The organism is Pontibacillus chungwhensis (genome assembly GCF_030166655.1).
In the GTDB taxonomy this organism is placed as follows: Bacteria; Bacillota; Bacilli; order Bacillales; family BH030062; genus Pontibacillus.
The window spans coordinates 2,724,303-2,747,103 of sequence record NZ_CP126446.1 but is presented as its reverse complement, the minus strand read 5'-3'; the positions used below and the strand labels follow the sequence as shown (position 1 = coordinate 2,747,103).

The following is a 22,801-nucleotide window of genomic DNA, read 5'->3' as shown; positions in this document are numbered from 1 at the left end:
CGTTGTCGAACACTATATATTGTTTCGGGAGTCTATTTTGTGGTATCTTATATGTATTAGTTGAACGACGGGCTTTTAAGAGTTATCATCTAGATTATGTCGAGTTCAACCGACACTTTTTTATGGTAGAGGAGAGGTATGCTCATGCAAACCGCAAAAGAAACAATGAATCAAATCAACATAGAACAACTAAATAAAGATATCGGTTTATTCTCTCAGGTCCATCCGGTGACAGAGGATATGAACATTACCCATTCTGGTGTGTCCCGTTTGGTCATGTTAGACCGATATGCCTTTAAAGATACTGAGAAAGTTACATTATCAAAAGGTGACTTTGTTGTATTAACCGTTAAGGATGATCCAAAATTTCCGGCTCGGGGTCTTGGCTACATTGTATCGATCGATTGGCAAGAAGCTAAAGCAGAAATTAAAGTAGAGCCTGAGTTCCAAAGTGTCCTTGAGAAACCAGAAGAAGTCGAGAGTGGGATCATAACACGTAAGCTAGATGTTATTGATAAGCCTCTTGAAGTCTTCTATGAACAGATTGCAAAGCGTAATGCAACTGGCCTAGCTGCTGTGGAAACAGAGGAAGCCAAACGACAAGAATCATTTGAACAGTTTTATAATGAGCTTTCTAATCTAAACTTCATTCCGGCAGGACGTGTTCTCTACGGGGCAGGATCTGAAACGGATGTAACGTACTTCAACTGTTACGTAATGCCATTTATTCAGGATTCTCGTGAAGGCATCTCCGATCACCGCAAACAGGTTATGGAGATTATGAGCCGCGGAGGCGGTGTTGGAACGAACGGTTCAACACTACGTCCTCGTAACGCTCTTGCAAGAGGGGTAAACGGAAAGTCCTCAGGCTCTGTTTCCTGGTTGGATGACATTGCGAAACTGACTCACCTTGTTGAGCAGGGTGGCTCAAGACGTGGTGCTCAAATGATAATGTTAGCAGATTGGCACCCTGATATCGTCGAGTTCATCATCTCGAAAATGCAGAATCCACGAATCCTGCGTTTCTTAATCGAGAATGTAGACGATGAAGTCATCAAGCAACAAGCAAAAGCGAAATTGAAATTCACCCCTCTATCAGCAACAGAACGTGACATGTATCAAAGCATTGTTAACTTTACAAACGTCGAAGGAAAAGGCGGCTTTACAGATGCTGCTATTGCAGATGCAGAAGAGAAGTTAGAACTTGGTGGTAATTATGATGTGCACAACTCAGAATTCCTGACAGGTGCTAATATCTCTGTATGTTTAACAAATGATTTCATGGACGCTGTTGAGAACGATGAGATGTACGAGCTCCGCTTCCCAGATGTGGAGAGTTATACAGAAGAAGAAATGAAAGCTTACAATGAAGAATGGCACGAATCTGGTGACGTTCGTGAATGGGCAGATAAAGGGTATAAAGTTCGCACATACCGCCGTATGAAAGCGAAGGACCTATGGAATTTAATCAATATCTGCGCAACCTATTCCGCAGAACCAGGCATTTTCTTTATTGATAACGCCAATGACAAGACCAATGCAACAAGTTATGGACACAAGGTAGTAGCGACGAATCCATGTGGTGAACAACCTCTTGCACCATATTCTGTCTGTAACCTTGCAGCTGTTAACCTTGCTTCTGTGGCAGATAAAGAAGCAAAAGCTGTCGACTTTGAGAAGTTAAGAAAGACGGTTCAAACAGGGGTACGTATGCAAGACAACGTAATTGATGCTACTCCGTACTTCTTAGAAGAGAATAAGAAACAAGCACTAGGTGAGCGTCGTATTGGTCTAGGTGTAATGGGTCTGCACGACTTATTAATCTATACAGAAACGGCCTACGGCTCTGAAGAGGGGAACAAGTTAGTGGATGAGATCTTTGAAACGATCGCTACTACAGCTTACCGTACTTCTATTGAGCTTGCGAAAGAAAAAGGAAGCTTCCCGTTCTTAGAAGGACAAACTGAAGAAGAAACGAAAGAGCTTCGCATGAAGTTCATTAATACAGGATACATGCAAGGTATGCCTGAAGATATTCGCCAGGGTATTTTAGAGTACGGCATTCGTAACTCTCACCTGTTAACCGTAGCCCCAACAGGCTCTACGGGTACAATGGTCGGGGTTTCAACTGGACTTGAGCCATACTTCTCCTTCTCTTACTTCCGAAGTGGACGCCTTGGTAAGTTTATTGAAGTGAAAGCGGAAATCTTAGAAGAGTACCTTCGTCAGCACCCAGAACAAGATCCAAACAATTTACCAGATTGGTTCGTAACAGCAATGGAACTTGAGCCAGAAGCGCATGCTGACGTACAGTGTGTCATTCAGCGCTGGGTCGATAGCTCGATTTCTAAAACCGTTAACGCTCCTAAGGGATACGCTGTCGAGCAGGTTGAGCAAGTATATCAACGTCTATATCGCGGTGGAGCCAAAGGTGGAACGGTTTATGTAGATGGAAGCCGTGACGCGCAGGTTCTTACCCTTAAAGCAGAAGATAACTCATTTGAAGAACAACAAGAACTATTTGAAGATGACCGGAAAGTCGTTTTAATGGACACGGTTCATGAGCTTGATAAGACCGACGTAACCATTGGTTCTGAAGTCGGCAACACTTGTCCGGTTTGCCGTGAAGGTAAAATCCAAGACGCTGGTGGCTGTAACACATGTACAAACTGTGGTGCGCAGCTGAAGTGTGGACTATAAGTAAATGAAACAAAAGCACGTGGGAGGATCAGACTCTCACGTGCTTTTTCTATAGGAATACATTCATTACCAGCAATACCTCACAAGAGTTGGTGATACTAAGGCATAAAGGAGTGAACTGCATGAAACCATTTATGCCTAAACTTGTATATGTAGAGCCAAGAGCGATGGAATACCAGTTAGCTCAGGACCTTTATCAGAAGTTCAAAGATCAGGGAATAGAAATTCGCGAAACCACTTCCCACAACCAGGTTCGGGGAATCCCAGGTGACAATGAACTAAGACAATACGCCAACGCGAAGAATACGTTTGTTTTAGGGGTTCGGAAGACATTGAAATTTGATACTTCAAAACCTTCCGCTGAATACGCCATCCCATTAGCGACAGGATGCATGGGACACTGTCATTATTGTTATCTGCAGACGACCTTAGGTAAGAAACCATACATTAGAACATATGTAAATTTAGATGAGATCTTTGACCAGGCACACCAATACATTCTAGAACGTGACGAGCCAACTCGTTTTGAAGCAGCCTGTACATCCGATATTGTAGGGATCGACCATCTGACCCACTCATTAAAGAAGACGATTGAATTTATGGGAGATCAGAAGAAGGGGCGCCTTCGATTCGTTACGAAATATCACCACGTTGACCATTTATTAGATGCAGAACACAATGGTCACACCCGATTCCGCTTCAGCATAAATGCGGACTATGTCATTAAGAACTTTGAACCTGGGACTTCACCATTAGACAAACGATTAGAAGCGGCCAGGAAAGTTGCAGATGCGGGATATCCCCTTGGGTTCATTGTAGCACCGATTTATTTATACGATGACACGTGGAAAGAAGGCTATCATAAAATGTTTGCTCACCTTCATGAGCAGTTAAAAGGGTCCTCCGTAGATGAGGAAGATCTAACTTTTGAGCTCATTCAGCACCGTTTCACGAAACCGGCTAAACGCGTCATCCTCCAGCGCTATCCAAAGTCTAAGCTTGAAATGGATGAAGAAGAGCGAAAGTACAAATGGGGACGTTACGGCATTGGTAAATACGTTTATCCAACCGAGACACAAGAAGACATTAAGAAGACGATGGAAGCCTACATTAACGAATATTTTCCGAAAAGTAAGATCAGTTATTTCACGTAAGACAATCTTGTCATCGAGAAGAATCTAGTGTATCATTTTTAACAGTAGGCTGAGGCAGAATTGGAGGATTTTTATGCCAACACCAAGTATGGAAGATTATATTGAACAAATATATATGCTAATAGAGGATAAAGGCTATGCACGAGTTTCAGATATCGCTGAAAATCTTCAAGTCCATCCTTCATCTGTTACGAAAATGGTACAAAAGCTAGACCGAGATCAGTATCTGAATTACGAAAAATATAGAGGACTTGTGCTAACCTCTAAAGGGAAAAAAGTTGGCAAGCGACTCGTGTATCGTCACGAATTATTAGAGCAATTCTTACAGATTATAGGCGTGAACAAAGAAAATATATACGAAGATGTAGAGGGAATTGAACACCATATGAGCTGGAATTCCATCGACCGTATCGGTGACCTGGTTCAATTCTTCGAAGAAAACCCTCAATGCATTGAACAATTGCGACTCGTTCAACAACAAAATGAAGAACAAGCGAAAGAAGACTAAACACCTGATGATTCAGGTGTTTTTTTATGCTTTAAGAGCGTCTTTTTAGAGGAGCGGAGTGTAGAAACTGAGTGTGGTGTGTAGAAAGCTGGCTTGGAGTGTATAAATAGGGGGGAGTGGTGTTTAAAGCCGAATAGGAGTGAAGAAAAACTTGAGGTGTATGAAGATACTTATCATAGGAGTGTAGAAACTAGCAATTGAATGTAGAAATGGGGTATGGAGTGTCTAAAGCGGAGTCTGAATGTTCAAAGTCCGCTCGCACTGTAGAAAGCCAGAAGCGATATGAAGAAACAAAGCCAAGAATTGTAGAAACCCGGCTCTTGAACACAGAAACCAGCTCCCAAATGTCTAAAACCAATCAACTAAACTGGATACAAAATGGTTTCTGGTCTAGGACAGGTTTTATATGATTATAGATAATCATAAAGGGGGAAGGAGGGCGTCTTATGAAGATTGATGGCGTGTTCTCAGGGGGCGGGGTTAAAGCCATTGCCTTTATTGGAGCGATAGAAGCTGTCGAGAAAAAAGGCTATCAATTTGAACGAGTTGCGGGCACTTCTGCCGGTGCTATTATGGCGTCGTTTCTCGCGGCCGGGTATAAGAGTGAACAAATCCATCAGTTATTTAAAGAATTACAATTAAAGAAGCTTTTGGATCCTCCGACATTTGGTGATTGGTTTCCGTTCTCAAACTGGCTCTTTCTTTATTTTCGGATGGGTTTATATAAAGGGAAACGATTAGAAGATTGGATTTATGAAGTGCTAGGAAAAAAGGGCATCTATACGTTCCGTGACTTACCGAAGGGATCTTTGAAAGTAATTGCCTCCGATTTAACGCTAGGAAGAATTGTCGTTATTCCTGATGATTTAGAACGGGTTTACGGCATATCACCGAATGAATTTACAGTGGCGAAAGCAGTGCGAATGAGTGCAGGGCTTCCCTACTTTTTTATGCCAGAACCAATGGTTGGAAAAGGCCACCAAAAAAGCCTGATAGTCGATGGGGGTCTTTTGAGTAATTTTCCGATTTGGGTGTTTACCTCTAATTTAGAAAGGCGGATGAGGCCGATCCTTGGGATGAAGCTCAGTAAGGGCAATGATCACATCCCGGCTCGTAAGATTAAAAATGCAATTGAGATGTTTCAAGCATTGTTTGTCACGATGAAACAAGCGCATGATGCGAGGTACATTCATAAAGAGGATGCGGTTGATATTATTTTTATCCCGGTAGAAGACGTGGAGACGACAGATTTTGATTTAAATGAAGGTTCCATTGATAAATTGATTGCCGTTGGAGAGAAACATGCAACTACATTCTTAAGACATTGGAGCGGATAATAAAAAATCGAGCTTCCCTTAGAAGGAAGCTCGATTTTTCTTTTTGCTTTTATTTCCCTCAATGACCCGTAGGTGAGGGATTTCTTTTCTTGGTTTTGGATTCTTACTAGCCATTTTTGATTTAATGGTAGAAGGCTTCATTTTTTTCGCGATGCTAGAAGAGGTCGTCGGTTGTTTGTATTTTCGTTTCGATTGGCGGGCTGCCTTTCGGTATTGTTTCATTTCATTCGAGGTCCCACCGTTCCGTCTTGAGAAAATGAAGTAGACAATTCCAATGATGACTGCTGCAAATAAGACTGTGACGAGAATATCCATTAAAAAGCTAGTTGTATCCGTAAATAATCGAACACCTATGCCAATTAAAGCTAACGCCATAATAAAATAAGTAAGAGGTTTAATAATTTTATGAGCCAACTGGTTTTCCTCCCTTCAGCATTCAATCCCTAATTATGAGATGACCTTACTACCATGTATACCACTTTTAGATGCATTCTTATCATTTTCAAGCACTTTTTTGAAAGAATGAATCGCTACATCCACTTGATCATCCTTTGGTTCCTTTGTTGTGAGAAGCTGTAGCCATAATCCAGGATAGCCGAGCACCTTAAGTCCTGGAATGTTTCGTACTTTATTAGTTAGCTGTAGCACTTCAAAGGAAACCCCGATTACAAATGGTAATAAAATAATACGGTTTGCCATGCGCCACCACATTGGTTCTGTAGCTACAAATGGTAAAAGATAAAACAGAATCCCTACAAATACAGTGAATAATATGAAACTTGATCCACATCGGTAGTGAAGGCGGGATTGACTTTGAACGTTTTCGATAGTTAATTCTTTCCCGTTTTCGTACGCATTAATCACCTTATGCTCAGCCCCGTGATATTCGAATACTCGTTTAATCATTGGAGTGAGGGAGATAAGATAAATATATGCAAGTAGAAAGATAAATTTGAATAACCCTTCTAAGAGCACTTGTCCGGTTTTACCTGGGACAGCAAAGCGGAATAATTCTGCAATAATTGCAGGAGTTAATGTGAAGATTAGTTTACCAAATAAAAATGATAAAACACCGACAGCTCCAACCCCAAGAATCATTGCGAGTTTAGAAGAATCTTCTTCTTTTTTGATGGATTCATCATCTTTTGGGTCAACGTCATATCGTTCACTAGAAAAGTTTAGATGTTTCGTCCCATTCGCGCTTGCCTGTACTAACGCGACAAGACCTCTTAAGAATGGAATTTTCTTTAAACGCTTCTCTATTTTAGATTCTTTCCGTTCTAGCTCAAAATATTCAATGGAATCGTCTTTTCGCCGAATCGCCGTGACGTAACTCGTCTGACCGGCAAACATGACCCCTTCCATTACGGCCTGGCCTCCGTAAACTGGTTTCGTTTGTTCGCTCATTGCCACACCATCCTCTTGATGATTTTCTATTTCCTTCATTTTACTAGAAAATGGCGTTCACCTCTAGTCTTGTTAAATAAAAGCATGGAATTATTCGAAAATGGTCATGCTAAGACCGAGGTGATGGAGATGTCTGAACAAGATCAAAAAGATCAAAAAGATCAACAACAACAAAAACAAGAAGGAAAGCAAAACCCTCAGTTGGAGCAAAACCAAAAAGAAAAACCGATGTCTGTTATAAGTAAAGCATTAGTGACGGGGTTTATTGGTGGTGTTTTATGGAGTTTCATCGGGACAGTAGCGTACTTCTTTAACTTTTCAACTGTTTCTGCAGGTAGCTTCGTAATTCGCTCCTTCGTTCAAAATGAGTGGAGTAGTAGATGGCTGGGAGAGCTTATTGCTATTCTTGCTGTTGGGCTCATCTCACTCTTAATCGCTATTTTGTATTTTGGTCTATTAAAAAACACTAAAGGACTCTGGCCATCTATGGCCTTTGGAGCTGCATTGTGGTTTATTGTATTTTTCTTGTTCCAGCCCGTTTTTTCAGCTGTACCATCTTTAGGGGATTTAGATAGTGATACGATCGTCACAAGTTTATGTTTATTTATTTTATATGGAGCATTTATAGGATATTCCATTTCATACGATTATCAACAAAACAATCAACCCAGCTAAATCGCTCCCAATTGTAGGGGGGTCTGTGTTATCCTAAAAAGTGTCGGAATATTTCCCTTAATTCAAGAGGAAGGGAGATCACTAGATGGACAAAATTCTTTTATTAAATGGACCCAACTTAAATTTATTAGGCACGCGGGAACCAGGTGTTTACGGGAAAGGTACCCTTGGTGACATCGAAACAACCTTACGAACAATGGTTGAAGGGAATGGATGGGCGTTTGATTCCTTCCAATCGAATCATGAAGGGGAATTAATTGATCGTATTCACGAAGCTATAGGACAAGATGTGGGGATTATCTTTAATCCAGGAGCTTATACGCATACAAGTATAGCGCTTCGAGATGCGATTGCAGGAGCAAACCTCCCTGTGATTGAAGTACATATATCAAATGTTCACAAACGGGAGGAGTTTCGCCACACATCTCTCTTGGCACCAGTTTGTTACGGGCAGATCGTAGGGCTTGGTTCATTTGGCTACAAGTTAGCTGCACAAACATTTTTAGAACAATTTTAGGGGGAGGATTTACATGGATACATTGAAGCGTTTAAGAAGCAGTATTGAAGAACAGGGCTTGGACGGCTTTTTAATTACAAGTGAACAGAACCGTCGTTACGTAACTGGATTTACAGGATCAGCCGGAGTCGTGCTTGTAACAGCGAATGAAGCACTGTTTATTACGGATTTCCGTTATACAGAGCAGGCTGCAGAGCAAACAAGTGGATTTGCGATTGTGGAACATAAGGCACCTATTCACGAAGAGGTAGCTCAGCAAGCGAAAGAATTAGGCGTGAAAAAACTAGGATTTGAAAAACAACACGTGACGTATAGTTTATTTGAGCAATATCAATCTGTTCTAGAAGCGGAATTTGTTCCGACAGCAAGCATCGTAGAAAAATTACGCTTGATTAAGACTGAGGATGAGATTAAGATATTAAAGGAAGCAACTAAGATAGCAGATGCAGCATTTGAGCATATCCTGTCCTACATAAAGCCAGGAGTTAAAGAAATCGACGTATCCAATGAATTGGAGTTCTTTATGCGCAAACAAGGCGCGACTTCATCTTCATTTGATATTATTGTAGCCTCCGGTTATCGCTCTGCGCTACCACACGGAGTGGCTTCTGAGAAAGAGATTCAATCTGGTGAATTAGTCACGTTAGACTTTGGTGCTTTATATAAAGGATATTGTTCTGATATTACACGAACAGTTGCTGTTGGTGAGATTAGTGATGAACTGAAAAAGATCTATGACACGGTTTTACAAGCGCAGCTGCGTGGAATGGATGGAATAAAAGCCGGCATTACTGGTAAAGAAGCTGACGACTTGACTCGTGATTATATTAAAGAACAAGGGTATGGACAATACTTCGGCCATTCTACCGGTCACGGAGTTGGACTAGATGTTCATGAAGGACCTAGTTTATCATTCCGAAACGACAAGCAAAAGCTTGAACCTGGAATGGTTGTAACAGTTGAACCAGGCATTTACGTTCCAAATGTAGGTGGCTGTAGAATTGAAGATGATACAGTTGTAACCGAGACAGGTAATGAGCGTTTATCTCACTCTTCAAAAGAGTTAATTACGCTTTAAGCTTATTTAGGGAGGAAATTCAATTATGATTTCAGTTAACGATTTTAAGACAGGTCTTACAGTTGAAGTAGACAATGGGATCTGGCAAGTAATAGACTTCCAACACGTTAAGCCAGGTAAAGGAGCAGCATTCGTACGCTCTAAACTTCGTAACTTACGTACTGGTGCGATTCAAGAGAAAACGTTCCGCGCAGGTGAAAAAGTTCAAAAAGCACACATTGAGAACCGTAAAATGCAATACCTTTACTCTGCAGATAACGTTCATACATTTATGGACACAGACACGTACGACCAAGTCGAACTTCAAACGAAACAGATCGAAAACGAATTGAACTACCTGAAAGAGAACATGGAAATCCAAGTTCGTTTCTATCAAGGTGAAACAATTGGTGTTGAATTACCGAAAAACGTTGACCTTCAGGTTACCGAAACAGAACCTGGTATCAAAGGAGACACGGCAAGCGGTGGTACAAAACCAGCAACGCTTGAAACGGGCCTTAGTGTACAGGTGCCATTCTTCATTAATGAAGGCGACGTCCTTACGATCAGCACAGATGATGGTAAATACGTTTCCCGTTCAAATAACTAAGAATGATTCTAAGCTCTCTGACTCAGTCAGGGAGCTTTTTTACTAGAAAAGTGATCGCTATGTTTAGCATTAGGGACAAAACAAATAACTACTTGCTATTAAACGCCTAAGGTGCAATCCTTAGGCGTTTTTTATGTGGGAAAAAAAGCGTATTTGTTTTAGAGTTTCTACTATTTTTATGCAAAACGCCTCTGTTACTAGAGCGCTCTCTCATTTTTCTATCTTTGGTCATAAATCAGATGGACACGCATAGATTTACAGTAAACAAGTGCAAAGATTGTGAGGGAGAGCTATGAAAGAGATTTTGCGACTTTTCCCGTCCTACATTCAATCAGAACTGCAGCAAATCGGGGAAGACGGCTGGGGACGTCTGCAAGAGATTCGCTTCCGGATCACGAAGCCATTAGAGCTCATCTATGATGATGGAAGCAGACTGATTCCGACGATCATTCCAAGTGAGCAAGACGGAAATTACTTATTAAATCAGCTTGGAGAATACTCGATTTATCGTTTGGAGGACGAGCTGAGAGAGGGATACATTACGATCCCAGGGGGACATAGGGTAGGGTTGGCGGGGAAAGTCAACACGGAAAAAGGGGTAGTGAAGGCCATTCGTCACATTGCTTCCTTTAATATCCGAATCGCAAAAGAAAAAATCGGTGTAGCTCAATCTCTCGTGGAAGAACTTTATGACAAGGAGTATACGAATACCCTTCTCATAGGGCCTCCTCAAACAGGGAAAACCACGCTTCTAAGAGATATGGCAAGAATTATGAGTCAAGGGACGGACCTTATTTCTTCAAAGAAGGTTGGGATCATTGACGAACGCTCAGAAATTGCCGGGAGTATCCACGGGGTCCCCCAACATCATCTTGGTTTAAGAACGGACGTGATGGATGCTTGTCCGAAAGCTGAAGGAATGATGATGATGATTCGTTCAATGTCTCCGGAGATTCTAATTGTTGATGAAATTGGTAGTCAGGCAGATGTAGACGCTCTTCTTGAAGCCTTATACGCAGGGGTAACGGTTATATCGACTGTTCATGGGGATCAATATGAAGCCGTTCAGAAGAGACCTTCACTTACCCCGTTATTTCAACAAGGAGTGTTTGAACGATTCGTCATTCTTGAACGTAAAACAAAGCCAGGTTTTGTTCGAACACTCCTTGATGGAAAAGGTCAGCGGCTTTCACCAAAGAAAAGGGGTGTGTCACATGAAGTGGATCGGAGCGCTTATCCTGCTGTGCGCTACAACGTGGGGAGGGTTTGAATTTGCCAGAAGGCTGACAGAAAGGCCAAAACAAATTCGTCAGCTGAAAAATGCGCTACAAGTACTAGAAGCAGAAATCCTTTATGGGCATTCTCCTGTCATAGAAGCATGTGAGAAAGTGGCCCGTCAAATTCCAGAACCAATGGCTTGGTTTTTCTATGAATTCAGCGATCAACTTAAGGAAAGCAGTGCTTCTCTTTATGACGTTTGGGAACAGCGAATCCAGTCATTCTGGCCTCTTAGTGCATTAGGAGAAGGCGAAAAAGAGATTATGAAGCAATTTGGACAAACTCTCGGCCAACATGATTTCACAGGCCAACAAAAGCATATACGCTTGGCCATATCGCATTTAGAGAGAGAGTTAAAAGAAGCAGAAGAACAGCAACAAAAATATAGCAAGATGGTCAAGAGTCTCGGCTTTTTAACAGGATTACTCATTATATTGTTATTCATGTAAAGGCGAAAGGAGTAAACAACATGATTGGAGAGGCCTATATTCTATTCCAGATTGCTGGAGTGGGGATTGTTGTCGCTATGATTCACACGGTTTTGAAACAGATGGGAAAAGAGGACATTGCCCATTGGGCTACGTTAGTTGGATTTATAATCGTGCTCTTTATTGTAATGGATGGCCTTCAAGATTTGTTCCAGCAAATCAAATCTGTCTTCTTATTCCAAGGTTAAGGGTGATGACATGGAGATTATCCAGATCGTATCCTTTGCCCTCGTAGCAAGTGTGTTGACGATCATTGTAAAAGAACAAAAGTCCTCTATTGCATTTTTTCTGATTCTATTTACAGGTATTATTATCTTTCTTATTCTAATCCGCGAGATTGCACAAGTATTTACGTTGCTTGAATATATCGCTCAAAAAGCCAACGTGAACGGCATGTACGTGGAGACGATTCTTAAGATTATAGGAATTGCTTATGTGGCTGAATTCGGTGCTCAGATTACCAGGGACGCAGGTCTTGGTTCAGTAGCATCTAAGATTGAGTTAGCAGGTAAAGTATTTATTCTGGTCCTTGCTATTCCAATACTAACCGCTGTTATTGAAACTATACTAGGTTTCCTTCCAGCTTAATGGATTCAAGAAGGAGGTGGCTTTGAGCGTTGATGAAAGTGTTCCGGCAGTTAATTGTTGTCCTTTTCCTTGCCCTTTGGATTCTCGTCTTCTTATCAGAGCCTGTCCACGCTCAGTCGCCTCCTGTTGAGGGGACGAGCCCTACACTCGATCCGGTTACGTTCACAGAAATTCAGTCATATTGGAATCAAGTTGTGGACGAATATGGTGGCTACTTGCCAGGCATCCGAAAAGGAAGCTTCGTCGAATTCATGCAGAACAGAGACTCCCTCTCGATCAAAGATTGGGTAACTGGTCTTTTGAAATATTTATTTTATGAATTCCTAATCAACGGAAAGCTTTTAGGAACGTTAATCTTTTTGACGCTATTTTGCATGATTCTTCAGTCCCTTCAAAATGCATTCGAGAATCAGACGGTCAGTAAAGTCGCCTATGCTGTCGTTTACCTGGTACTGATCGTTTTAGCGCTGAACAGTTTTCACCTGGCCGTCTCCTATGCAAAAGGTGCGGTGGAAATGATGAGTAGTTTTATGATCGCGCTTTTACCACTCATGCTTGGGCTTATGGCAACGTTTGGGAATTTATTATCCGTCTCGTTCTTCCATCCAGTTATCGTTTTTTTAATTCATACAAGTGGACTCCTTGTTTCCAATATTGTGCTGCCGCTTTTATTTCTGTCTGCTCTACTCATGATTGTGAGTACAATCAATGAACAATATAAAGTGACGCAACTCGCTCAGTTATTGAGGAATACAAGCTTAGGACTTTTAGGTGCATTTCTAACCATCTTTCTAGGAGTCATTTCAGTGCAAGGAGCTACCTCAGCTATTCAGGACGGGGTCGCTATGAAGACTGCTAAATTTGTTACGGGGAACTTTGTCCCAGTCGTCGGGCGCATGTTCACAGATGCAACCGATACCGTGCTTAGCGCATCTCTATTACTAAAGAATACAGTGGGGATTGTAGGGGTGCTTATCATTCTTGCTCTTGCCTTATTTCCAGCTGTGAAAGTGTTAGCTGTAGCGCTTATTTATAAACTGGCCGCTGCTATCTTACAGCCGATTGGGGGAGGCCCGGTGATTGCTTCGATGGAAACGATAAGCAAGCATATCTTGTTTGTTTTTGCAGCCCTTCTGGTTGTTACGTTTATGTTCTTTCTGGCCATTGTCATCTTAGTGGCAGCCAGTAACTTAACCATGATGGTTCGTTAGGAGGTGGGCAAGTGGCGTTTATAACAGAATGGGTCACACAGATTATTCTTTTCTTACTATTAGCATTAGTGACAGATCTCTTACTCCCTGCATCCTCCTTTCGAAAATACATCAAACTCGTAGTGGGGCTCCTTCTTATTCTTGTCTTTTTACAGCCTGTTTTTAAATTATTCGATGTTGATATGGATCAATTCTTTACACGAGAAATGAACAGGTGGAATGATCAGGCAGAAGTTGAATCTATGAAAAATTCGATTGAAGAGAAGAAAAAAGAAATACAAGCCTCACAACGTGCATATATTTTAGAACAGATGGCTGTCCAGCTAGAAAACGAAGTGAAGGAGGAGCTGATGAATGACCATAACGTAGAGATTCAAAACTTTTCCTTCCAATTTAAAACCGATGCAGAAGTGAATTTAGAGGGGTTAAAGTCACTCAACATTACCCTTGCAGAGACAAATAAGCAAGAAGCAGGGAGTGATGAGGTTGAAGAAATTGTGATTGATCTAAATCAGCAGCCAAAAGATCAAGAAGGTGAGCAATCTCTAGATGCTGTCAGATCGTATTTATCTTCAGCATGGGACATACCTGAGGATCAGCTCATCTTACAGTGGGAAGGAGGGGTTCAATGAAGAAAAATCCGTTAACTAACATCTTTTCATTGCTGAAGCTGAAGTCAGCCGATGGTGGGAAGCCTACTAAACTAGCTTACGTGGTACTTGTTGGTTTGCTAGGGTTACTCATCTTACTAGTTGGTGACTTTTTCACTAACGATGAAGCCAGAAGCGAAGGGATTTCGCCTCCTATCCAAACCGAGAGTGTGCAACCTGCCGAAAAGGAAACGTTTGGTCAGAAGAAGGACGAGGCAGATATGCTGATGTCAGATGTGGAAACTTACTACGAGAAAGAGCTAAAAGGGCTCCTCGAGAAGATTCAAGGTGTTTCAGAGGTAGAAGTAATGGTGAATCTGGAGTCAACAGAAGCAAAGGTCTATGAAAAAAATACAACCGTGAGCAAGCAACACACGACAGAGAATGATAAGAGTGGTGGCGAGCGTAACATTGAAGATTTCACAGAGGATGAACAAATCGTTGTCACAAGACAAGGCGACCAAGAAGTTCCGCTCCTGATCCGGACGGATAAACCATCTGTTCGAGGCGTTGGAGTCGTAGCCAAGGGTGCTGACCATATGAAAGTGAAAGAGTGGATTGTTGAAACAGTTTCACGAACACTTGATGTTCCTACACATCGAATTTCGGTAATGCCGAAAAAATAAGGGAGGAATGAAAGAATGATGTTAAAAAAACAAACGGTTTGGTTGCTAACGATGTTGAGCTTGATGATTGTGCTGAGTGTGTATTATATGACTTCACCACCAGAAGGGGAGCTCGCGTACATGGGGGATGAAGAAAACGCAGACCAACAAACGGCAGGAACACCAAGTGAAGGCGATGCAACAACTCAAGAAGGAGAAGATGGTTCCCTCACATCAAGCCTTTCGTCTGATCAATACTTCTCTTCCATGCAATTAGATATTATGGACAGCCGCTCTAAGAAAATTGAAGAACTAGAAAACATTATGGCTTCTAGTGAAGTTTCTGCTGAAGAAGTGAATGATGCCAAAAATGAGATTGATAAGATTCGAGAACTAAGTACGAAAGAATCGGTCGCTCAACAATCCATCCAAGCAAAAGCAGAATATCCGGATGTATTTGTTCGCGCAGAGGATGATAAAGTATTAGTGAAAGTAAAAGCAAACGAGATGTCTAAACAAGACGTCAGTCAAATTCATCAAATTGTATATGATGAATTCGGACCAGTTCCGGTTGTAGTAGAATACATTCCAAACGAAAAGTAAACAGACAGCTTTCGCACTCTAACGGTGTGCGAAAGCTGTTTTTTTATAGTTATTTTTTTTATTTAGAGAAGAGGAAAAGCCCGTTCTAATCGAGAAAAGAACTAGTAAGCGCTTTCTGGTAGGTTGAAGTTTTACTACTCTTTGTCGTAAAATATTAAGAGGTGTTATTAGTACCAGTTAATAATATGCATTTCAAATATAGAAGGGGTGCGCAGAATATGTTAAAAGTACAAGAAATTCGTGAACTCATTAAATTAATCGATGAATCAACAATCGATGAGTTTACATATGAAAGCAATGGAACAACAGTAACTATGAAGAAAAATACAGGAGAGGTTGTTGAACGCCCGGCCGCTCAACCAGTTGCTGCACAGCAACCAGCCCAGCCTGCGCCACAACCGCAACCGGAACCAACTCAAGCAGCTGAGGAACCTAAGCCAGAACCTCAAACAGAGGCAAAGGCAGATTATGATCATGAGATTGTTTCCCCAATGGTGGGAACTTTTTACGAAGCATCTTCACCAGACGCTGGTCCTTTCGTTAAAACAGGAGACGTTGTAACGAAGGACTCTGTAGTTTGTATTGTGGAAGCCATGAAGCTCTTCAACGAGATTGAAGCTGAAGTTAATGGTAAAATTGTAGAAGTACTCGTAGAAAATGGTCAGCTTGTTGAATATGGTCAGCCATTATTCCGAGTGAAATCCGAATAAGGGGATGGAACTGTGATCAAGAAAATCTTAATCGCGAACCGTGGAGAGATCGCCGTTCGGATTATTCGAGCTTGTAAAGAGATGGACATTGAAACGGTGGCCGTCTATTCTGAAGCGGATAAAGAATCTCTACACGTTCAACTAGCAGATGAAGCGTATTGCATTGGACCAACCATGAGTAGTGAAAGCTACTTGAATTTCACAAATATTATGAGCGTCGCCACATTAACCGAATCAGAAGCCATTCATCCGGGTTACGGATTCTTGTCCGAGAACCCAGATTTCGCTGAAATCTGTGATGAATGCAACATTACATTCATCGGACCAAGCGCTCAGGCTATTCGTAAAATGGGAACAAAAGACGTCGCTCGAGAAACGATGAAAGAAGCGGGTGTACCAGTCGTTCCCGGCTCTGAAGGTTTAATTCGTGATGAAGAACACGGCCTTCAAGTAGCTGAGCAAATCGGTTACCCAGTTATCATTAAAGCAACCGCTGGCGGCGGCGGAAAAGGAATCCGTGTCGCTCGTGACGAAGAAGAACTCAAAAAAGGGATTCGCGTCACGCAAAATGAAGCGGAAAAAGCATTCGGTAATCCTGGTGTCTATTTAGAAAAGTATATTGAAGACTTCCGTCACGTTGAAATTCAAATACTTGCAGACAACCATGGAAATGCCATTCACCTTGGTGAACGGGACTGCTCTGTTCAACGTCGCCTGCAAAAATTAATAGAAGAAACACCATCTCCGGCACTTGGGCCAGACCTACGTGCTGAAATGGGAGAAGCAGCTGTAAAAGCAGCCTTAGCTGTTAATTACTCAGGCGCAGGTACGGTGGAATTCATCTTCGACCAGAACAACAACAGCTTCTACTTCATGGAGATGAACACGCGTATTCAAGTGGAACACCCTGTTACAGAAATGGTGACAGGCGTTGATTTAATCAAAGAAATGATTCATGTGGCCAATAATGAACCTCTTCAATTCTCTCAAGATCAAATTGAATTTGAGGGTCATTCCATTGAATGTCGTATTAACGCGGAGAACCCGTTCAAGAACTTTATGCCATCACCAGGACGAATTGAAATGTATCTTCCTCCAGGTGGCTTCGGTGTCCGTGTAGATTCATCGGCGTATCCAGGCTGGATGATTCCTCCGTATTATGATTCAATGATTGCGAAGTTGATCACTTATGGAAATACACGAGAAGAAGCAATGGATCGTATGAAACGTGCCCTTGATGAGTTCGTTATCGAAGGAGTTCATACAACAATTCCGTTCCACCGTCGCATGATGGAACACGAAGTCTTCCGCGGAGGAGATTTTAATACGAAATTCCTTGAAACCTATACTATAATGGAAGAGGAATAACACAAAGGAGTGACCAAGATGAGTGAAAATCATTTATTAAATGTTGGAGAGGACTCCAGCTTAGGTAAAGTGGAAATTGCTCCAGAGGTTATTGAAGTTATTGCCGGTATCGCTGCATCAGAAGTCGAAGGTGTTGCATCCATGCGCGGTAACTTTGCAAGTGGCGTAGCCGAACGTCTTGGCGGAAAGAAGAATCACGGGAAAGGAATCAAAGTTGAACTGTCAGACGAAGGCATCGTCATTGATATCTACGTCGTCATGGACTTTGGAATCTCCATCCCACAAACAGCCCAGCAGATCCAAGACAGCACGCGCCAAGCCCTTAAAAATATGACCGCCCTAGAAATTAAAGAAATCAACGTTCACATCGTAGGGATCCAAATGGAACCAACAAAAGAGGACGAAGAAGAAGAGATCCCTGGCGTGTAAAGGGAACTTTGAACCACAGAGAAGACGACTTGTCTTCTTTGTGGTTTTTTTGTTTTGTGGGGCGGAGTGTCGAAATCGGGGATGGAGTGAAGAGAGACGGGGCGGAGTGTGGAAAGAGCCTGGGGACTGAAGAAAGCGCCACCCGAGTGTAGAAAGCCGGATCGGAGTGTCCAAACCACCGCCGTACTGCGAAAAGAGTGAGGAGCAGTGAAGAAAGCCCGGCTTGGAGTGTAGAAAGAGCTTTTGGCATGTAGAAAGTGGGATCGGAGTGTAGAAACAGCCTGCGCAGTGAAGAAAGCGCGACCGTACTGTCGAAAGCCGGCCATCAGTGTCCAAACCCCCGCCGGACTGCAGAAAGAGTAAGGAGCAGTGAAGAAAGCCCGGCTCGGAGTGTAGAAAGAGCTGTTGGCATGAAGAAAGCCGGATCGGAGTGTAGAAACAGCCTGCGTAGTGAAGAAAGCGCGACCGTACTGTCGAAAGCCGGCCATCAGTGTCCAAACCACCGCCGTACTGCAAAAAGAGTGAGGAGCAGTGAAGAAAGCCCGGCTCGGAGTGTAGAAAGAGCTGTTGGCATGAAGAAAGCCGGATCGGAGTGTAGAAACAGCCTGCGCAGTGAAGAAAGCGCGACCGTACTGTCGAAAGCCGGCCATCAGTGTCCAAATCCCCGCCGGACTGCAGAAAAAGTAAGGAGCAGTGAAGAAATCCCGCATCGTAGTGCATAAACCAAAGATGCAATGTCTAAAACGAAACCCAAATGCAGTAACAAAACTAGTTCCGCTAATCAATGCTCGAGCCCCCTCCTAAAACACCGATTACAAATTTTATAAAAAATAAAGGAAACCCGAACATTTAGTCGAATAATGCTGTAATGTAATTTATTTAAGAGCAATGAAAGGAGTTTTACATGATCGTAAAAAAGAGAACCATCCCCTTCATACTTAGACAAGAAGAAGTGTTAGAAAAAAGATTACCTTATCGTCATCCGAAAAAATCTGCCGTAATGAAGAGCATTAGTAAAAGAAGAGCTGGCTATTGGGGAGAGCAAGAACTCGATTATCCTCTAAGTTATCTTGATGATCGCCAGTACCACATCTTTCATGATTTACGGATCGTGGATGGAGATAAAGTATTCCAGATAGATACCCTCCTTGTTACAAATCGCGTCGCCATCATATTAGAAGTGAAGAATATTTCAGGAATTATTCAATTTGATCCTACTTTCAGTCAGTTAATTCGAAAAGGCGAAACACGCGAAGAAAGGCTGCCTAATCCTCTTGTGCAAGTCGGACGTCAGCGCAGGCACCTATCTAAATGGTTTTCCTCACATCACATCGCATTACCGATTAAATACTGCGTTGTCTTCACACACCCTTCCGCTGTTATAAAATCCTCTGAGCTCAACCCTCATCAGCACGCCATCACCCAAGTAGAAAATTTGTTTGATCATATTGTAAATTTGGAATCTCAATTTAATACACCCACCACCCTTCCAGGAAATATGAATCAGATGATCCTTGATGCCCATACCCCTTTATCGCCTACAAATATATTGGATAAGTATTCGATATCTTACGACGAGTTACAAAAAGGAGTCGAGTGTCCAAAGTGTAAAAGCTTCCATATGAATTGGCTAAGGAAGAGGTGGAGGTGCTCAACTTGTCATTACTATTCGCGTGACTCACACAAGCAGGCAATAGTTGATTATTTCTTATTAGGTTTTCCATACATGAATAATGCAATCTTTAGAGACTTTGTGCGACGTGATGACAGCAGGGCGGCTAGTTATTTCCTTAGTAAGATGGACTTTCAAACCTCAGGTCACAAACGATCCCTCCGCTACCATTCTCCTCACCTATAGCCCATACGGATACCCCTCCTGAGATTTGGGTATGCTGTTCCTATAAATCCCCGCGCGCCGACAAGAATGTGATTTGGCTTTTAATCGCTGAGGTTCTATTATTTATAGCATTTCTGATTATTACGTGTTATCATTCTTAACGGAAAGAAACATAAAGGAGAATGAATGATGAATCGTCATACAGCAAGAGAAAAGGCGTTTCAGGCGCTTTTTCAAATGGACATAAATGAAATGGACGCTAATGAAGCGATCGAGAATATTTTAGAGGAAGAAGATGGCCAAGTTCATGATGCGTTTTTGGATCAACTTGTTTTTGGTGTGAAAGAAAACCAGGAAACAATTGATCAGCAGATTTCGAACCATCTTGAGAAATGGTCCTTTAATCGTATTGCATCTGTTGAGAAAACGATTATGCGTATAGCCGTGTATGAAATGAACTATCAAGAAGATATCCCTGAAAAGGTCTCCATTAATGAAGCAATTGAGTTAGCTAAAACATTTGGCGATGACAAATCAGGAAGTTTTGTGAACGGTGTATTGAAGAAAATGATTGATTAATTGTGAGAGGGTGGATTCCATGACTGCAGAAATTATTTATGGACGAGAATTAGCAGAAGATATTCGAGAGCGGATGACTAAAGAGGTTGCTGATCTTAAAGAGATGGGAGTCGTTCCTGGGTTAACAGTCGTAATCGTTGGAAACGATCCCGCTTCTTTATCCTATGTAAGAGGTAAAGACAAAGCCTCCAAAAAAGTTGGTCTGGAATCGAACTTAATCGAGCTTCCTGAACAAGTTTCACAACAAGAATTGTTAGATTTGGTGGATCGCCTGAACCATGATCCTAAAGTACATGGGGTTCTTGTACAACTTCCATTACCAGATCATATCAATGAAGACGAAATCATTGAAGCCATTTCTCCAAGTAAAGACGTTGATGGGTTCCATCCTATAAGCATCGGTCGCATGATGGCTGGGAAGGAAACTTTTTTACCTTGTACACCGTTAGGAATTTTAACAATGTTTAAGGAAAAAGAGATTAGCCTTGAAGGAAAACACGTAGTGGTACTCGGCCGCAGTCGCATTGTCGGAAAGCCGATTGGGCAAATGCTTCTAAATGAAAATGCGACCGTTACATATTGCCATTCCCGCACGAAGAACCTCAAAGAATTTACTCAAAGTGCAGACATTCTAATAGTAGCTGTCGGAAAGCCATCTTTCATTTCCGGAGAAGACATTAAAGATGGTGCTGTTGTCATTGATGTAGGTGTGAACCGTGTTGAAGATGGCAGTTTGACAGGTGACGTTGATTTTGAATCAGCCCTTGAGAAAGCTTCTTATATTACCCCCGTCCCACGTGGTGTAGGACCTATGACGATTACGATGCTTCTTCAAAATACAATCAAAGCAGCCAAGCAGTTCAATCATATCCCTCAAAGGAGTTCTTAACCGTGCAAGATCAATATTTGACGGTGTCCGCCTTAACAAAATACATTAAACGTAAGTTCGAAACAGACCCCCATTTAACTGATATTTGGTTAAAGGGGGAAATTTCTAACTTCAAACATCACAGTCGAGGACACATGTATTTGACGATTAAAGATAACAAATCCAGAGTCAATGCAGTGATGTTTGCGGGGAACAATCGGCGTTTGAAGTTCAAGCCTGAGGATGGGATGAATGTTCTGATTAAGGGTGAAATTGGGGTATATGAGCCTCATGGTCAGTACCAGCTTTATATTCAACATATGGAGCCAGACGGATTAGGCGCTCTTTACCTTGCTTATGAGGAGCTAAAGAAAAAGCTTTCAAAAGAAGGCCTCTTTGAGGATTCTAGAAAGTTGCCTCTTCCGCCTTATCCAGAATCTATTGCTGTCATTACTTCCCCGACCGGTGCTGCAGTGCGCGATATTTTAACTACGATAGAAAGGCGTTATCCTCTTGTAAACGTAACGGTATTCCCTGTTCTCGTTCAAGGGAAAAGCGCCGCTCCATCTATTTCCCAGGCAATCAAACAAGTAAATGAAATCGGTGATTATGATGTCATTATAGCGGGGCGAGGTGGAGGTTCTATTGAAGAACTATGGGCCTTTAATGAAGAAGTAGTAGCAAGAGCCATTGCCGAATCAACGATTCCTATTATATCAGCGGTCGGGCATGAAACAGACTTTACAATTAGTGACTTTGTAGCGGATTACAGAGCCCCAACACCAACAGGTGCGGCTGAAGTAGCGGTACCTTCTCAGGCAGAGGTGTTAGAGCGTGTGAATTCCATGAGAAGTCGTCTTAGTCGAGCCCTACAGGTCCAGCACCGTCAGGGAAGAGATCAACTAACCCGTCTCCAGAAGTCGTATGCGTTTCGATATCCAGAACAACTCATGAGGCAGAAAGAGCAGGACTTAGACCGCTTATCAGAGCGCTTGAAAAAATCCTCTACAATGCTTCAAGAACGTAGAAGACAAGACTTTAACGTCTATATGAACCGTCTTCGGCAACAGCACCCTGAGCGCTCGCTAGACGTAGCGAAACAAACGTTTATTCAATTGACTAAGCGTATGAACCGAGCCATGCAGCAGGAAAAGCGAGCGAAAGATAACCAGTATGTACAAATGTTAAATAAATTATCATTACTAAATCCTCTTGAAATCATGAAAAGAGGATATGCCATTCCTTTTGATCAGGAAGGTAGTGTCGTGAAATCAATCGGTGATGTTCAACCTGGAGATCCTCTGCAGGTTAAAGTGCAAGATGGGGTTTTAGATTGCCAAGTATGGGGAATGGAAAAGGAGGAAGACCATGAGTGAAAAAGAGCAAGCACAACAAGAAGAATTGAGTTTTGAAGAAGCTATGAAGCAGCTTGAGCAGATCGTAGAAAAGTTAGAAGAGGGAGATGTCCCTTTAGAGAAAGCTATTACTTATTATCAGGATGGCATGAAGCTTTCTAAGGTTTGCAACGACAAACTGAATAATGTTGAAAAACAGATGCAACAAATTATGAATGATCAGGGAGAATTTGAGTCTTTCTCAGTGGAGGAGGAAGAATAAGGTGC

At 42.1% G+C, this 22,801-nt stretch carries 26 protein-coding genes; 24 read left to right on the top strand and 2 right to left on the bottom strand.

From position 1 onward, the window contains the following. Window positions 1–144 precede the first annotated feature (144 nt). The 4 genes from QNI29_RS14275 (at window position 145) to QNI29_RS14260 (ending at window position 5,699) form a co-directional block, all read left to right on the top strand. The gene (locus QNI29_RS14275; protein WP_231417168.1) at window positions 145–2,700 is read left to right on the top strand and encodes a vitamin B12-dependent ribonucleotide reductase; all 2,556 of its coding nucleotides are present in this window, start codon (window positions 145–147) and stop codon (window positions 2,698–2,700) included. Window positions 2,701–2,822: 122 nt separating this feature from the next. Beyond that, window positions 2,823–3,854 carry a spore photoproduct lyase gene (splB, locus tag QNI29_RS14270; protein WP_231417167.1) on the top strand — a complete coding sequence of 344 codons (1,032 nt, stop codon included), beginning with the start codon at window positions 2,823–2,825 and terminating at the stop codon, window positions 3,852–3,854. Window positions 3,855–3,927: 73 nt separating this feature from the next. Beyond that, entirely contained in the window at window positions 3,928–4,362 is a 435-nt protein-coding gene (gene mntR / locus QNI29_RS14265; RefSeq protein ID WP_188655315.1) for a transcriptional regulator MntR, read from the top strand. Between the two features lie 446 nt (window positions 4,363–4,808). After that, window positions 4,809–5,699 carry a patatin-like phospholipase family protein gene (locus QNI29_RS14260; RefSeq protein ID WP_231417166.1) on the top strand — a complete coding sequence of 297 codons (891 nt, stop codon included), beginning with the start codon at window positions 4,809–4,811 and terminating at the stop codon, window positions 5,697–5,699. A gap of 18 nt (window positions 5,700–5,717) precedes the next feature. Here QNI29_RS14260 and QNI29_RS14255 read toward each other — a convergent pair whose 3' ends face one another. Together QNI29_RS14255 and QNI29_RS14250 are read right to left on the bottom strand one after the other, a co-directional pair. Next, on the bottom strand, window positions 5,718–6,113 hold the full coding sequence (locus QNI29_RS14255; RefSeq protein ID WP_231417165.1) for an SA1362 family protein: 396 nt from the start codon (window positions 6,111–6,113) through the stop codon (window positions 5,718–5,720). 33 nt (window positions 6,114–6,146) lie between these two features. After that, window positions 6,147–7,106, bottom strand: coding sequence for a DUF1385 domain-containing protein (locus tag QNI29_RS14250; protein WP_231417164.1), 960 nt, complete (start codon window positions 7,104–7,106; stop codon window positions 6,147–6,149). Window positions 7,107–7,190: 84 nt separating this feature from the next. Between QNI29_RS14250 and QNI29_RS14245 the strand changes: the two genes are divergently transcribed. The 20 genes from QNI29_RS14245 (at window position 7,191) to QNI29_RS14150 (ending at window position 22,796) form a co-directional block, all read left to right on the top strand. Continuing rightward, window positions 7,191–7,781 (top strand): YqhR family membrane protein, encoded by a 591-nt coding sequence (locus QNI29_RS14245; RefSeq protein ID WP_231417163.1) that lies wholly within the window; start codon window positions 7,191–7,193, stop codon window positions 7,779–7,781. 85 nt (window positions 7,782–7,866) lie between these two features. After that, entirely contained in the window at window positions 7,867–8,298 is a 432-nt protein-coding gene (gene aroQ / locus QNI29_RS14240) for a type II 3-dehydroquinate dehydratase (RefSeq protein ID WP_231417162.1), read from the top strand. Between the two features lie 13 nt (window positions 8,299–8,311). Beyond that, window positions 8,312–9,376: a M24 family metallopeptidase gene (locus tag QNI29_RS14235; RefSeq protein ID WP_231417161.1), complete on the top strand. Its 1,065-nt coding sequence runs from the start codon at window positions 8,312–8,314 to the stop codon at window positions 9,374–9,376. Between the two features lie 25 nt (window positions 9,377–9,401). Continuing rightward, complete coding sequence (efp, locus tag QNI29_RS14230; protein WP_231417160.1) at window positions 9,402–9,965, top strand: elongation factor P; 564 nt, start codon at window positions 9,402–9,404, stop codon at window positions 9,963–9,965. A 292-nt stretch (window positions 9,966–10,257) separates the two neighbouring features. Continuing rightward, window positions 10,258–11,235, top strand: a complete 978-nt coding sequence (gene spoIIIAA, locus QNI29_RS14225) for a stage III sporulation protein AA (RefSeq protein ID WP_231417159.1) — start codon at window positions 10,258–10,260, stop codon at window positions 11,233–11,235. Continuing rightward, window positions 11,180–11,692 carry a stage III sporulation protein SpoIIIAB gene (gene spoIIIAB / locus QNI29_RS14220; protein WP_231417158.1) on the top strand — a complete coding sequence of 171 codons (513 nt, stop codon included), beginning with the start codon at window positions 11,180–11,182 and terminating at the stop codon, window positions 11,690–11,692. Before spoIIIAA ends, spoIIIAB begins: the two co-directional genes overlap by 56 nt. Before the next feature lie 20 nt (window positions 11,693–11,712). After that, complete coding sequence (spoIIIAC, locus tag QNI29_RS14215; protein ID WP_231417157.1) at window positions 11,713–11,919, top strand: stage III sporulation protein AC; 207 nt, start codon at window positions 11,713–11,715, stop codon at window positions 11,917–11,919. A 10-nt stretch (window positions 11,920–11,929) separates the two neighbouring features. After that, window positions 11,930–12,319, top strand: a complete 390-nt coding sequence (spoIIIAD, locus tag QNI29_RS14210; protein WP_231417156.1) for a stage III sporulation protein AD — start codon at window positions 11,930–11,932, stop codon at window positions 12,317–12,319. Between the two features lie 32 nt (window positions 12,320–12,351). Then, complete coding sequence (gene spoIIIAE / locus QNI29_RS14205) at window positions 12,352–13,530, top strand: stage III sporulation protein AE (protein WP_231417599.1); 1,179 nt, start codon at window positions 12,352–12,354, stop codon at window positions 13,528–13,530. A gap of 11 nt (window positions 13,531–13,541) precedes the next feature. After that, window positions 13,542–14,162, top strand: coding sequence for a stage III sporulation protein AF (gene spoIIIAF, locus QNI29_RS14200; protein ID WP_231417155.1), 621 nt, complete (start codon window positions 13,542–13,544; stop codon window positions 14,160–14,162). Then, window positions 14,159–14,806 (top strand): stage III sporulation protein AG, encoded by a 648-nt coding sequence (gene spoIIIAG, locus QNI29_RS14195; protein WP_231417154.1) that lies wholly within the window; start codon window positions 14,159–14,161, stop codon window positions 14,804–14,806. Before spoIIIAF ends, spoIIIAG begins: the two co-directional genes overlap by 4 nt. A gap of 15 nt (window positions 14,807–14,821) precedes the next feature. Next, on the top strand, window positions 14,822–15,388 hold the full coding sequence (locus tag QNI29_RS14190) for a SpoIIIAH-like family protein (RefSeq protein WP_231417153.1): 567 nt from the start codon (window positions 14,822–14,824) through the stop codon (window positions 15,386–15,388). Window positions 15,389–15,606: 218 nt separating this feature from the next. Next, window positions 15,607–16,098, top strand: coding sequence for an acetyl-CoA carboxylase biotin carboxyl carrier protein (accB, locus tag QNI29_RS14185; RefSeq protein WP_231417152.1), 492 nt, complete (start codon window positions 15,607–15,609; stop codon window positions 16,096–16,098). A gap of 12 nt (window positions 16,099–16,110) precedes the next feature. Next, window positions 16,111–17,466, top strand: coding sequence for an acetyl-CoA carboxylase biotin carboxylase subunit (gene accC / locus QNI29_RS14180; protein ID WP_231417151.1), 1,356 nt, complete (start codon window positions 16,111–16,113; stop codon window positions 17,464–17,466). An 18-nt stretch (window positions 17,467–17,484) separates the two neighbouring features. Beyond that, complete coding sequence (locus QNI29_RS14175; RefSeq protein ID WP_231417150.1) at window positions 17,485–17,895, top strand: Asp23/Gls24 family envelope stress response protein; 411 nt, start codon at window positions 17,485–17,487, stop codon at window positions 17,893–17,895. Between the two features lie 904 nt (window positions 17,896–18,799). Beyond that, the gene (locus tag QNI29_RS14170) at window positions 18,800–19,753 is read left to right on the top strand and encodes a nuclease-related domain-containing protein (RefSeq protein ID WP_231417149.1); all 954 of its coding nucleotides are present in this window, start codon (window positions 18,800–18,802) and stop codon (window positions 19,751–19,753) included. 168 nt (window positions 19,754–19,921) lie between these two features. Further along, the gene (gene nusB, locus QNI29_RS14165) at window positions 19,922–20,311 is read left to right on the top strand and encodes a transcription antitermination factor NusB (protein WP_231417598.1); all 390 of its coding nucleotides are present in this window, start codon (window positions 19,922–19,924) and stop codon (window positions 20,309–20,311) included. 19 nt (window positions 20,312–20,330) lie between these two features. Next, window positions 20,331–21,200, top strand: a complete 870-nt coding sequence (gene folD, locus QNI29_RS14160; RefSeq protein ID WP_231417148.1) for a bifunctional methylenetetrahydrofolate dehydrogenase/methenyltetrahydrofolate cyclohydrolase FolD — start codon at window positions 20,331–20,333, stop codon at window positions 21,198–21,200. A gap of 2 nt (window positions 21,201–21,202) precedes the next feature. Next, window positions 21,203–22,555, top strand: a complete 1,353-nt coding sequence (gene xseA, locus QNI29_RS14155) for an exodeoxyribonuclease VII large subunit (RefSeq protein WP_231417147.1) — start codon at window positions 21,203–21,205, stop codon at window positions 22,553–22,555. After that, the gene (locus tag QNI29_RS14150) at window positions 22,548–22,796 is read left to right on the top strand and encodes an exodeoxyribonuclease VII small subunit (RefSeq protein WP_231417146.1); all 249 of its coding nucleotides are present in this window, start codon (window positions 22,548–22,550) and stop codon (window positions 22,794–22,796) included. The genes xseA and QNI29_RS14150 overlap by 8 nt, the downstream gene beginning before the upstream one ends. Window positions 22,797–22,801 lie beyond the last annotated feature (5 nt).